This window comes from Rhizobium beringeri, assembly GCF_004306515.1.
In the GTDB taxonomy this organism is placed as follows: domain Bacteria; phylum Pseudomonadota; class Alphaproteobacteria; order Rhizobiales; family Rhizobiaceae; genus Rhizobium; species Rhizobium beringeri.
The window spans coordinates 2,160,078-2,172,405 of sequence record NZ_SILG01000001.1 but is presented as its reverse complement, the minus strand read 5'-3'; the positions used below and the strand labels follow the sequence as shown (position 1 = coordinate 2,172,405).

The 12,328-nt window shown below is 61.2% G+C and carries 9 protein-coding genes and 1 riboswitch; of the genes, 5 read left to right on the top strand and 4 right to left on the bottom strand.

Going from position 1 to position 12,328, the window contains the following annotated elements; genetic code table 11:
- Nucleotides 1-46: 46 nt before the first annotated feature.
- Complete coding sequence (locus ELH03_RS10965; protein ID WP_128412162.1) at nucleotides 47-1,450, bottom strand: MFS transporter; 1,404 nt, start codon at nucleotides 1,448-1,450, stop codon at nucleotides 47-49.
- Nucleotides 1,451-1,624: 174 nt separating this feature from the next.
- Nucleotides 1,625-1,812, top strand: a riboswitch (cobalamin riboswitch).
- A 42-nt stretch (nucleotides 1,813-1,854) separates the two neighbouring features.
- On the opposite strand from ELH03_RS10965, the gene bluB reads away from it, so the two are divergent.
- From bluB to ELH03_RS10950, 3 genes are all read left to right on the top strand, one after another.
- A complete protein-coding gene (bluB, locus tag ELH03_RS10960) occupies nucleotides 1,855-2,541 on the top strand; it encodes a 5,6-dimethylbenzimidazole synthase (protein WP_128402670.1) in 687 nt (228 codons plus the stop codon).
- A gap of 391 nt (nucleotides 2,542-2,932) precedes the next feature.
- Nucleotides 2,933-4,726 carry an adenylate/guanylate cyclase domain-containing protein gene (locus tag ELH03_RS10955; protein ID WP_128402669.1) on the top strand — a complete coding sequence of 598 codons (1,794 nt, stop codon included), beginning with the start codon at nucleotides 2,933-2,935 and terminating at the stop codon, nucleotides 4,724-4,726.
- A gap of 240 nt (nucleotides 4,727-4,966) precedes the next feature.
- A complete protein-coding gene (locus ELH03_RS10950) occupies nucleotides 4,967-5,713 on the top strand; it encodes an SDR family NAD(P)-dependent oxidoreductase (RefSeq protein WP_128402668.1) in 747 nt (248 codons plus the stop codon).
- 117 nt (nucleotides 5,714-5,830) lie between these two features.
- Here the strand turns inward: ELH03_RS10950 and ELH03_RS10945 are convergent, their stop codons facing one another.
- Complete coding sequence (locus tag ELH03_RS10945) at nucleotides 5,831-6,931, bottom strand: DUF2865 domain-containing protein (protein ID WP_128402667.1); 1,101 nt, start codon at nucleotides 6,929-6,931, stop codon at nucleotides 5,831-5,833.
- 494 nt (nucleotides 6,932-7,425) lie between these two features.
- Here ELH03_RS10945 and ELH03_RS10940 point away from each other — a divergent pair, with 494 nt between their 5' ends.
- Nucleotides 7,426-7,959 (top strand): ribonuclease H family protein, encoded by a 534-nt coding sequence (locus ELH03_RS10940; protein WP_128402666.1) that lies wholly within the window; start codon nucleotides 7,426-7,428, stop codon nucleotides 7,957-7,959.
- A gap of 144 nt (nucleotides 7,960-8,103) precedes the next feature.
- On the opposite strand, the gene ELH03_RS10935 is transcribed toward ELH03_RS10940, so the two are convergent.
- Both ELH03_RS10935 and ELH03_RS10930 read right to left on the bottom strand, forming a co-directional pair.
- Entirely contained in the window at nucleotides 8,104-10,416 is a 2,313-nt protein-coding gene (locus tag ELH03_RS10935; protein ID WP_130766293.1) for an NADP-dependent malic enzyme, read from the bottom strand.
- Between the two features lie 154 nt (nucleotides 10,417-10,570).
- Nucleotides 10,571-11,191, bottom strand: a complete 621-nt coding sequence (locus ELH03_RS10930) for an NADPH-dependent F420 reductase (protein WP_130675201.1) — start codon at nucleotides 11,189-11,191, stop codon at nucleotides 10,571-10,573.
- Between the two features lie 103 nt (nucleotides 11,192-11,294).
- Between ELH03_RS10930 and ELH03_RS10925 the strand changes: the two genes are divergently transcribed.
- Entirely contained in the window at nucleotides 11,295-12,182 is an 888-nt protein-coding gene (locus ELH03_RS10925; RefSeq protein ID WP_130766292.1) for a LysR family transcriptional regulator, read from the top strand.
- Nucleotides 12,183-12,328: the final 146 nt, after the last annotated feature.

Sequence of the window (12,328 nt, the reverse complement as noted above, 5' to 3'; positions counted from 1 at the left end):
CTTGCGAACCGGTGGGTGTAGGAGGGCTTCCATGGCGCCAGGGAGATCAGCTATTTTCCGCTACGGCCTCTTCGGGCTCGGCGTGCCGGCGCTTGCGGCCGCGCGCCGTCAGTTCCGCGCCGGCATCGTGGGGCAGGCGCAGGAAGGTAATGCAGGCGAGTGCCGAAATCGCCGAGACGCTGAAGAAGGCGATGTGGAAATCCGAGACCAGCAGCCTGCCGTCGTGGAAGCTGCTGGAAATTTCGAGGATGCCGCCGGCGATCGCCACACCCATCGCCATGGAGATACGCTGGGCAACGGCATTGATCGCGGTTGCCTGGCTGCTGTCGGCCTCGTCGACATCGCCGAAGGCCATGGCGTTGACGCCGGAGAAAGCCATGGAGCGGAACAGGCCGCCGATCAGCAGGCAGGCCATGATCAGGAACAGTGGCGTTTCAGCGGTGAACAGGCCGTTGATGCCGAGGAAGATCGCCGCCAGCAAGGTGGTGAGCGAGATCACCGTGCGGAAGCCGAAGGCATTGAAAGTGCGCGAGGCGGCGAATTTCGAGCCCATGGAGCCGAGCGCACTGACGAAGGTGACCGAGCCCGATTGCAACGGCGTCAGGCCGAAGCCGAGCTGCAGCATCAGTGGCATCAGGAAAGGCAGGGCGCCAAGCCCCATGCGGAAATTCGAGGCGCCGAGGATCGCCGCCCGGAACATCGGGTAACGGAACATCTTCGGATCGAGAAGCGGATAGGGCACGCGGCGGGCATGCAGGAGGTAGAGGAGGCCGGCAAGGATGCCGATCGCAACCGTGACATAACCGTAGATAACGGGCACGGCCGGCAGGCTGATCACCGACAGGCCGAAGACGAAGCCGGAGAAGCCGAGGCCGCACAGGAAGAAGCCCGGGAAATCCATCGGCCGCGGGCTGCGTGGCTCGACCGCCGGCAGGAAACGGGTGACGAGGATGATGCCGAGCACGCCGATCGGGACGTTGATCCAGAAGATCCAGTGCCAGGTGAGGTAGGTGGTGAGGAAGCCGCCGATCGGCGGCCCCATGATCGGACCGATCAAAGCTGGAATGGTAAGCCAGGCCATGGCATCGACGAGTTCGTGGCGCGGCGTTCCCCGGACCAGCAGCAAGCGGCTGACCGGCGTCATCATCGAGCCGCCGGCGCCCTGGATCAGGCGTGAGATGACGAAGGCCGTGATCGAGTTGGAAAAGGCGCAGGCGATCGAGCCGATCATGAAAACGAAGATCGCCATGCGGAAAATGTTGCGCGCGCCGAACCGATCGGACATCCAGCCGCTGATCGGGATGAAGATCGCCAGCGCCACGAGATAGCTGGTGACGGCGAGCTTCAGCGCGATCGGCGAGGTGCCGATATCGGCTGCGATCGCCGGCAGGCTGGTGGCGATCACGGTCGAATCCATCTGTTCCATGAACAGGGCGACCGCAAGGATCATGGGCGTGAGGCGGGGCACGGGCAACCAAAATGCAAAGAGAAAAAGTGCGGCGCCATGGGCGTCGGTCAGGATCGGTTTGTTTCTAAGGCAGCGATGCGCCACTGTCCATGAAGTCGATGTCGCATGCGGCGTGTCGGCGGCATGAGGGCTGGCTTGCCGCCGCCGCGCTTTCCTGAAATAGATGCCCCGTCAGGTGCCCGCCGTCTAGGCGGGAGAATCGGGAATCCGGTGCAAGGCCGGAACGTGCCCAACGCTGTAAGGCCGACGCTTGCCGCTTCATTACGCCACTGGCTTCTCGCCGGGAAGGCTGCGGCAGACGGATGACGCTGAGTCAGAAGACCGGCCTGGCAAGATAGACCGATCCGCGCGGACGGCGGGGCGGTTGCGTTGTTGGGGATTTGACGATGCGACCTTTTGATGAGGATGCCCTTTCGGCGGCGTCCGGTTTTTCCGCGGCTGAACGCGAGGCCGTCTATCATGCGATCATGACGCGGCGCGACGTTCGCAGCCAGTTCCTGCCCGATCCCTTGCCGGGTGACCTTGTGCAGAGGCTGCTGACGGCTGCCCATCATGCACCCTCCGTCGGCTTCATGCAGCCGTGGAATTTCATTCTGGTGAAAAGCGCAACCGTGCGGGCGCGCGTCCGGGATGCTTTTGCGAGGGCCAATGAGGAGGCGGCGCTGATGTTCGAAGGCGAACGGCGGCAGGCTTACCGCTCGCTCAAGCTTGAAGGCATCGTCGAGGCGCCGCTCGGCATATGCGTGACTTGCGATCCTACTCGCAGCGGCAGCGTGGTACTGGGGCGCACGCACAATCCCAGGATGGATAGCTATTCCACAGTCTGCGCCATCCAGAATCTCTGGCTTGCGGCGCGGGCGGAAGGGGTGGGCATCGGCTGGGTCAGCATCTTTCATGAGGGCGACCTGAAGAGCATTCTCGGCATACCCCAGCATATCGAGGTGATCGCCTGGCTCTGTGCCGGTTTCGTCGACCGGCTCTATGACGAGCCGGAACTGTCCGTCAAAGGCTGGCGGCAGCGGCTACCGCTCGATGAACTCGTCTTTCATGATGGATGGGGGCTGAACACCTAGGGCAGTGCGGTGGAGCATGGCCTCAATCGCACAGTCACGCCATTGACAGTCAAGGTGAGCAAACCGATGTCGGTATCGCCGACGCCGGGCGAGGCCGAGATATCTTTATTCCGTTATGCCGAACGCGGCATAACGGAATTTATCCCGAGCCCGAGACTATGCCGAGCCAGTTCCCTAAAGCCCGCGATTTCCGATAGTTCCCGATTGCAAGCTCGGCATATTCCACCGATCGCCCCTCGGCCGGAATGCGCCCGCAGCGGACTAAGCGATTGCCGTCGGTGGACGAGTGACACCGAGCGGATTGAGATCGTCTTGGATGCTTGGATGAGGTATCATCGCAGCAGCTTTCCAGAATACTGTCGATGACTGCCTCGCGTCAGCGGAGGACGAAATGACAACGCCTCAGGTCGAACGTAGGACCACGGCCGTGTTGGTTGCCGATGTCGTTGGGTACTGCCGACTCGTTGAGACTAACGAGGAAAGGGCGCTCGTGGCAATTAAAGAGCTCTGGGGTGCTGTGTTCCGACCGTTAATAGCTGAGTACCGTGGGCGGATCGTAAAATTGATGGGTGACGGCCTCATCGCGGAGTTCGGATCTGTTGTCGGAGCAGTTGCCTGTGCGGCGGCAGTACAAGAAAAGCTTGCCGCTCAACAGCAACAGGTTGCAGTTGAACGCCGTATCGTGCTCCGGATCGGCATAAACCTCGGAGACGTCGTGATCGACGGTGATGATCTTCTTGGCGACGGGGTCAATGTCGCTGCGCGCCTGGAGCAACTATGTCCGCCAGGCACCGTGCTCATATCCGGCTCAGCTCACGAACAACTGTCGGGAAAACTCGATCTCCACTTCGAGTATGTGGGCGAGCAGCACCTAAAGAATATCGCACGGCCGGTGAGGACCTACTGCATGGACGTCGGCGGCTTGACGCCAATGCTCCCAGCCAGCTCACGATCCGACAAACCGGCGGTCGCTGTTCTGCCTTTTGACAATATGAGCGCAGATCCTGATCAGGCTTATTTCAGCGACGGTATTACTGAAGACGTCATCACCGAGCTTTCGAGATTCAGAGAGCTCACGGTGATTGCCCGCAATTCCTCATTCGCCTTTCGCGGACAGAGCATGGACCTGCGTCAAATCGGACGCATGCTGGGAGCGGAGTATGTCGTGGAAGGAAGCGTTCGGCGGCTGGGAGATCGGGTGCGCATCACCGTGCAGCTTATTGAGGCCACGAGCGGGACACATCTGTGGGCCGAGCGTTACGACCGAGCGATGGAGGACGTATTCGCTATTCAAGAGGAGATGTCGCAGAACATCGTTGCGACGGTCGCCCAGCGTGTCAGGGACGATAGAGAGGTGTCGGCGCGGCGACGCCGGCCCGAGGACATGCACGCATATGACCTCTTCCTGCAGGCCAACCGCCTCTCCGACGACTTTACACCTGGGAGCCAGGAACGAGCTCTTTCCCTGCTCGAGCGTGCGGTCAAAATAGACCCGACTTTTGCGCGGGCCTACACAGGCCTCGCATATGCATATTTCAATCGTGCGATCGACAACGGCATCGGTGCGCCGAGGGAAAAGGACGAGAACAGGATAAAGGCACTTCGTTTTGCCGAGCAAGCGCTTGTGCTGGATCCAAATGATCCGAAGGTGCATTGCACACTTGGATTCATGTGTCTGACCTGGCGGGATTTTGATCGAGCCGAACGTCACCTGGATCTAGCTCGAACCATGAACCCGAACGATCCGATAATCCAGATCTTCTGGGCTTGGATGCAGGGGGCCTTGGGCAGACCGGAACGTGGGCTGGCTGCCGCTCAAATTGCCTTGAGGATCAACCCGCGTCACCCGAGTTGGTATAACTACTATCTCTCGCGCATCCTGTTCCAACTCGGACGTTACAGTGAGGCCGCTGTGCTTCTCGAGCAACGAACCTTCGATTCCCCGATAAGGCATCCGCGAGACATGGCTTGGCGGGCGGCGGCCTATGGTCATCTAGGCAGGATCGAAGAGGCGAACGAATGTGGGGACGTATTTGTCCAGGCAGTGCGCACGCTGTGGATTGGTGACCCCGCCGCAGGGCCAGCGGAATACGTCGACTGGCTTGTTGATGTGTCATATCTGCGCGAGCCGAGGGATGTGGAGCGCCTGCGCGCTGGTCTACGTCTTGCCGGGTTGCCGGCCTGAAGCAGTGCGGGCTGCCGAACACCTAGAGAGATCTGAACATGGAACTGTCGCCAGGCTGCATAACTATGCCGAGCTCGCCATTCCTGAACTATCGGAAATCTCGAGCTTTGGGGAACTGGCTCGGCATAATCGCGGGCTCGGGATAAATTCCTGGCCTTCATATCGATACGCTGAAGGCGAATCCCGGAATTTCCAATAGATATTCGGCTATCGGCGGCTCAATCGGAGGATAACGGCCCAATGAACATGATCGACTTGAAGGAACGCATCATCGTGATCACAGGCGGTGCGCGCGGCATCGGCTACGCTATCGCAGAGCGCGTCATCCAGTCTGGTGGCAAGGTGGCCATCTGGGACCTGAACGAAAACATGGCGAAGGACAGCGCTTCCGCTCTCGGATCTGGCACTGTCGCTTTCGGCGTCAACGTCGCAGATCCCGTATCAGTGAAAAACGCGGCTGCGACGACCGAGGAGATTTTTGGCCGTATCGACGGCCTAGTCAATTCCGCCGGGATTACCGGTCCGGTAAAGCCCACGATCGAATACGATGTCAGTGAGTGGAAAGACGTCGTCGATGCCTGCCTCACGGGAACCTTCAATTGTTGCCGGCACGTCGTTCCTGTCATGTTAAAGCGCGACTACGGGCGGATTGTGAACATCTCCTCGGTTGCGGGCAAGGAAGGAAATCCGAACATCGCCGCCTACAGCGCGGCGAAAGCTGGTGTGCTGGGCTTCACCAAGTCGCTTGGCAAGGAACTCGCAAAGACAGGAATCGCCGTGAACGCGGTAACGCCGACCACAGCAAAGACACCTATATTGGATGGGCTGACACCCGAGTTTATCGAATATATGCGCGTCCGCATTCCGCGCGACCGTTTTGTTGAACTTCATGAGATCGCTTCGATGGTCGTCTGGCTGCTCTCCGAGGAGAACTCCTTCACGACCGCATCGACGTTCGACCTGAGCGGCGGTCGTACGACCTACTGACCATGCTCAAGCGACCCGCATTCACATCCCGCCGCACGTTCACGTGACATCGCCGTGATCTCATGCACCCTGGCACAACGCCGCTATGGCTCCGCCATCGCACTTTAAGCTGTTCAATCACTGCTGCTGTTGTGGCTGCGGGCCCGGTGTTGCCGGATTGGCGAGGTCGATCGAGCCCTGATCGCCGGCCAGAAACTGCGGGCCGACCTGACGGACGCGGTTCTGCGTCGGATCGTAGGGACGCTCGGGAACGGATGGTTGCGGCGCGGCGGCTGCGGCATCTTTCGGGGGACTGGTGCGGATGGTGGTGATCGAACCCTGCTGCGGCGGTTCGCTCACCGCCTGCTTGCCGCGCATCTCCTCATAATAGGCTGTGAGATTGCAGGCGCAGGAGGATTTTTCCCCGGGCGTGCGGTTCTTGTAGGCAAAGGCATTTTTCATGGCGCTGTAGGGCGTGCCTGTTGCGACCGAGATCATGTTCGAGGCTTCGGTGCTCGTCACCTCACGATAGAACAGTTCGGTCTCGATGCCCGGGCACATCTTGGCGCAGGTCTGGGCGTCGCGGCCGAAATCGACCGACGTGGTGTTCGAGCTGATTGGGAAGAAGCCGCCGTCGCAGCTACGTACGCACATGGTGCTGACCGGCGAGAGCATCTCTGCCCGCGGCACGCCGTAACGCGGATCGATCTCTTCACCGCCGCCGAGCGGAATGAAGGTATCGGTGCGCATCGCCTGTTCTTCGACGCTCGGAGCCGGTTCATTGGCGCTGCGATCGCTCGGGGCATAGAAGTTTTCGCTGTTGCAGCCATTGCGGTCGAGAGCCGCGACCAGTTCGCGACGCGCGTCGTCATCGGCGCCAGTCTGGCCGGCCAGCTCGTTGCGGCGGTCCTGGAGATAGCGGATATTGTCGATCATGCGGGCTTCGGCCTGCGAAAGTTCGGCGCAATAATCGGCATTCTCGCCGCCGATCACGACCATGCTGCCCGAGGTGCAGTCATTGCTGCGCAGCTCGTTGCGAACCTTGCGCAGCTCGAGGTTCTGTTCGGCCATGGCGCTGGAATATTGGCGGGCTTCTGGACCGATGCCATTGCCGATCGATCGCGGCAGGTCGGCGAGGCGGCCGCGCAGGTCCTCACAAACGGCGCTGCTTTGCGCGGCGGCAGGCGCCGCAAAGGCAAGGAGAAGGGCAAGAGCAAGAGACAGGTTTCGGCGTTTCACGGCGTCGTCTCGGAATGAGCAAAGAATCGATCGGTCGATTGCGGCCTCGATCGCCGCGCGTTGTCTCTTAACGTGTTTCTCTTAATAAGCTTGGAGAAATTCCTAGCGCATTTTCGCGATCTTATCCAGCAAATGCCGGAGGCCCATCTGTCGGGGAATCTGCTGTGCCGCCAAAAGCGGGACTTCCTTCTCTCAATTTTCCGGGACTCGATTCTTCTTCTCGCTCGCCAGACCAGCTTTCATAGCTACCTCCGCCACTAACCCTCAACGAAGGATAGGGAGAATTCCGGTCGCTGCAATGCCACTTGGCGCCGGGTAGGTTTACAGACGTTGCATTCTTTACGATACCGCACCTGCGACGTCTCGATGACGGCCAGCGCTTCCATGGTGACGCCGGTGCGGGAGGTGATCAAGGGGCGAGATATGGGGGACAGGTGGTCGCAAGCCGCTGTGGTCTTGCGGCGGGCGCGGCGAAGGCGAGAAGGACGGCGAAAATGTCAGGCATTTCCAACGAACTCCGCTCCCCTGCAGCGACAGTCGGGCTACCCGAAGCCCAACACGGCCTCCACGTCTTCGTGGACGGTTGTTATGAACCCGGTTCCGGGCATGGGGGCTGGGCTTTTGTCGCCTATCGCGATGCCGCGGAAATCGCCTCCGGCTTCGGTGGCGTCAAAGATTCCGCCAATAATTCGATGGAATTGACCGCCGTCCTTAAGGCGGCAATCTGGATCAACAGCGAAGCAAGTGGCGAGCCGGCGACCATCTGGTCCGATTCCATCTATGCCGTCACAGGCTGCAACAGCCGGCGACATATCTGGAAGAACAACGGCTGGAAGAAAAGCAACCCGAACGGGAATGCCCGAAGCCGAACGATCGCCAATGCGGAACTCTGGAAAGCAGTCGATCTTCAACTATCCCAGAATACGCTGGTGACCATTGCCTGGTGCAAAGGCCATTCCGGCATTGCCGGCAACGAACGCGCGGATGCGCTTGCGGATAGGGGACGCCTGTCAATGCGGAGTGCCTGAGACGGCATCAAGAGCCGCTCCGACCAGAGGATTTTATCCCAGGCCCCGGCCTGATATCTGCTGCATATCAACCGGCTGCAGATGCTCGGGACAAGCCCGAGCATGACGAGGAGTTGGCCGACTTTGTCAGCAGTCTGAGCCGGCTCAGGCCGGTTGCGATGCCTCGACGACGGCGAGTGCCGCCATGTTGACGACGCCGCGGGAGGTGACCGAGGGGGCGAGAATGTGGGCGGGCAGGGCGGTGCCGAGCAGGATCGGGCCGACATGCAGGCCGTCCGTCATCGACTTCACCACACCGAGCGTGATGTTGGCGGCATCGAGGTTCGGGAAGACCAGGAGGTTCGCCTCGTCGTGCAGGGTCGTGTCCGGCATGACGCGCTTGCGCAACGCTTCAGTGATGGCGCTTTCGCCGTGCATCTCACCGTCGACCTCGAGGTCGGGCGCGGCTTCGCGCACGAGCTGCAGGGCGTTGCGCATCTTCGTGGCGCTTTCGGATTCACGCGAGCCGAAATTGGAATGCGAGACCAGGGCGGCGCGCGGGGTGAGGCCGAAACGGCGGATTTCCTCGGCCGCCAGCACCGTCGCCTCGGCGACCTCCTCGGCGGTCGGATTGAAGGTGACATAGGTGTCGGTGAAGAAGGTGGCGCCGCGCTGCGAGATCATCAGGCTGAGGGCTGAGAAGTCGCGGACATCCTTGCGCTTGCCGATGATCAGGCGGACGTCGCGCAGATGCTTCTCGTAACGGCCTTCGAGGCCGCAGATCAGCGCATCGGCCTCGCCGCGCCTCAGCGCCAGCGCGCCGATGACGGTGGTGTTGGTGCGCACGATCGTGCGGGCGGCTTCCGGGATAACGCCGCGGCGGCCGACGAGGGAGAAATAGAGATCGACATATTCGCGGAAGCGCGGATCGTCTTCCGGGTTGATGACCTCGAAATCCTGCAGCGGCCGGATGCGCAGGCCGTAGCGCTTCAGGCGTGTCTCGATGACTTGCGGGCGGCCGATCAGGATCGGTTCGGCAAGGCCTTCCTCGAGCAGCACCTGGGCGGCGCGCAGCACGCGCTCGTCCTCGCCTTCGGAGAAGATGACGCGCTTGCGCTCTGCGGCCTTGGCGGCGGTGAAGATCGGTTTCATGACGAAGCCGGAACGGAAGACGAAGCGGTTCAGCTGGTCGAGATAGGCGTCGAAATCCTGGATCGGGCGGCGCGCCACGCCGCTCTGTTCAGCGGCCTTGGCGACCGCAGGCGCGATGCGCAGGATCAGGCGCGGATCGAAGGGCGAGGGGATCAGGTAATCGGGGCCGAAGACCGGGGTCTCGCCGGAATAGGCGCGGGCGGCGACATCCGACGGCTCTTCGCGGGCAAGGGCTGCGATGGCGCGCACGGCCGCCATCTTCATCTCCTCATTGATCGTCTCGGCGCCGCAATCGAGCGCGCCGCGGAAGATATAAGGGAAGCAGAGGACGTTGTTGACCTGGTTGGCGAAATCCGAGCGGCCGGTGCAGATCATCGCATCGGGGCGGGCAGCACGGGCGAGATCCGGCATGATCTCCGGAGTCGGATTGGCAAGCGCCATGATCAACGGCTTGTCGGCCATCTGCGCCAGCAGCTCCGGCTTCAGTACGCCGGCGGCGGAAAGGCCGAGGAAGACGTCGGCGCCGCCGATATTTTCGGCGAGCGTACGCGTCTCGCTCTTCTGGGCATAGATGGACTTCCATTCGTCCATCAGCTCGATGCGGCCCTCATAGACGAGGCCTTCGAGATCGTGGACCCAGATGTTTTCGCGTTTTGCCCCGAGAATGACAAGCAGGTTGAGGCAGGCAAGGGCGGCGGCACCCGCGCCGGAGGCGACGATCTTGATGTCGGCGATGTTCTTACCGGCGAGTTCCAGCCCGTTCAGGATCGCGGCGGCGACGATGATCGCCGTGCCGTGCTGATCGTCGTGGAAGACGGGGATCTTCATCTTCTCGCGCAGGCGCCGCTCGACCTCGAAACATTCCGGCGCCTTGATGTCCTCGAGGTTGATGCCGCCGAAGGTCGGCTCCAGCGAGGCGATGGTCGAGACCATCTGGTCGACGGCTGCGGCGTCGATCTCGATATCGAAGACGTCGATGCCGGCGAATTTCTTGAAGAGCACCGCCTTGCCCTCCATAACAGGTTTGGAGGCAAGCGGGCCGATATTGCCGAGGCCAAGCACGGCGGTGCCGTTGGAGATAACGGCGACGAGATTGGCGCGCGAGGTATATTCGGCCGCCATTTCGGGATTGTCGCGGATGGCAAGGCAAGGGGCGGCAACGCCGGGCGAATAGGCGAGCGCCAGGTCGCGCTGGTTGCCGAGCGGCTTGGTCGCCTGGATCTCCAGCTTGCCGGGGCGGGGATAGCGGTGGAAGAAAAGCGCCTGCTCGTCGAGATCGCCGCTCGTCAGGTTCTTTTCTGTCTTCGATTTTTCCGGGTGATCCATCGCCGCCTCCGTGCACGTCTTTTGAGCTCCCTCCATACATCAATCGGATACGGGCGACAGTATGGAAATGGCGGAGTTGGCGAGTTTTTGTCTGGGCAATAAAACATCCCGCCCTCACGGACGGGATGTCGGTCCTGCCGGTCGATGAGAGACCTCAGGCGGCGATGTTCATCCAGGCCGGGGCGATGGCGGTTCCGCGGCCGAGCCCGTAGCCGAGGCGGATATTGAGCATGCCCAGCGGTTCCAGGAGCTTGGCAGCGTCCAGGCCCCCGGTCTTTTCGACGGCAAATCCTGCGTCGACGACCAGTCTGGAAACCTTTTCCACCGCATCTTCGTCATTTCCGGCGACAAATACCGGCACGTTGGCCGTGGCATCGCGGGACGCGTTGAAGAGCTCGGCGAAGATGGTGTTGAAGGCCTTGACCACCTTGGCGCCGGCCGCGGCATTCTGGATTTTGTCGGCGGCGGAAGTCTCGTGACCGAAGAGCAGACCGGAGAAATCGGGCTTCAGAGGATTGCTGATGTCAACGACGATCTTGCCCGAGAGCGATGGCGAGGCGGCGATCTCAAGAGCACTGGCATAGGGAACGGCGAGGATGACGATCCCCGCAGCGGCGATCGCCTCTGCGATGGTGGCGCTTTCAACGCCAAGGCTTTCGGCAAGGCCGCGCGCGGCCTGATCGTTGCGTGCCGCGACGATCAGCTCAGTCTTCCCGGCAAGGCGTGTGGCCAGGCCCTTGCCCATGTTTCCGATGCCGATAATTGCAGTCTTCATCGTTCTGTCTCCTGTTTCCGATGCGATGGTCACAGGGATACATCCGAAACATTCCATCGTTAATTGCATTGCTTCCAATAACAGAGTTGCATAAAAGTATCGAATGCCCGATCTCTTGAACTTGCAGACCCTCATTGCCGCCGCGACATCGGGAAGCTTTGCCGGAGCGGCGAAGCGGCTCGGCATTTCGCCTGCTATGGTCGGCAGGCGTATTCAGGCGCTGGAGCAGGAGTATGGGGTCAAGCTGATCGAACGCACGACGCGCACGCAGCGGCTGACCGAGGTCGGGTCCCGCTTCCTCGTCAAGGCAAACAGAATCATCGACGAGCTGGAGGAACTCAACGATATCTCTCGCCCTGATGCAGAGGCCATGTCGGGACGCCTACGTCTAAGCGCACCGACGACATTGGGAATCAAGCGGCTTGCGCCCGTGATGGCCGAACTCGCGGAGCGGCATCATGCACTTTCGGTCGAGCTCAATCTCAGCGACCGCAATGTCGACTTGGTGGCCGAAGGCTATGATCTGGCGATCCGGATCGGCGAATTGAAGCCCTCGTCGCTTATCGCGCGGCGCGTCGGCAGCTATCATTTCGTCTGCTGCGCGTCTCCGGCATATCTCGATAGATTTGCCGGGCCGGAGAGGCCCGAGGATCTTCGCCTCGGCCGCTGCATCCTCAACCTCAATCTCGTTCCCCGCGACGAATGGCCATTCGAGACAGAGGGCAGAGAGAGTTTCACGGTGGGTGTTCGCGGCAACATCGAGATCGACAATGGAGAGGCGTTGCGGACGGCAGCACTTGCCGGGGCAGGCGTCATCTACGTCCCGGTGGATCTCGTAGCGGAAGACATAGCGAATGGCAGGCTCGTGGAAGTTCTCGCCGACTGGCGGAAACTGGTGCTGCCGATCCACGCCATTCATCCGTCACGCCGGTTCGTGCCCGGCAGGATTGGCGCGATCATTGATGCCATTGCGCGGGGGCTGCGGGATTAGGGACTGTTCCGCCGCGTGCGGGGATTGCCGCCGCCGGCATCGATTTCCCATGAAAATTCAATAGGAAGTCGCTTCCTTTCGTCGCGGCCGCCGAGGGCTAATCCTTTTCGAAACTTGTTTGAGGACCGCAGCAAGCGCAAAATGCC

Excerpts from the sequence above, each read along its gene's own strand:
- ELH03_RS10965 (WP_128412162.1), bottom strand. The coding sequence starts at position 1,450 with ATGATCCTTGCGGTCGCCCTGTTCATGGAACAGATGGATTCGACCGTG.
- bluB (WP_128402670.1), top strand. The coding sequence starts at position 1,855 with ATGCGACCTTTTGATGAGGATGCCCTTTCGGCGGCGTCCGGTTTTTCC.
- ELH03_RS10955 (WP_128402669.1), top strand. The coding sequence starts at position 2,933 with ATGACAACGCCTCAGGTCGAACGTAGGACCACGGCCGTGTTGGTTGCC.
- ELH03_RS10950 (WP_128402668.1), top strand. The coding sequence starts at position 4,967 with ATGAACATGATCGACTTGAAGGAACGCATCATCGTGATCACAGGCGGT.
- ELH03_RS10940 (WP_128402666.1), top strand. The coding sequence starts at position 7,426 with ATGTCAGGCATTTCCAACGAACTCCGCTCCCCTGCAGCGACAGTCGGG.
- ELH03_RS10935 (WP_130766293.1), bottom strand. The coding sequence starts at position 10,416 with ATGGATCACCCGGAAAAATCGAAGACAGAAAAGAACCTGACGAGCGGC.
- ELH03_RS10930 (WP_130675201.1), bottom strand. The coding sequence starts at position 11,191 with ATGAAGACTGCAATTATCGGCATCGGAAACATGGGCAAGGGCCTGGCC.
- ELH03_RS10925 (WP_130766292.1), top strand. The coding sequence starts at position 11,295 with ATGCCCGATCTCTTGAACTTGCAGACCCTCATTGCCGCCGCGACATCG.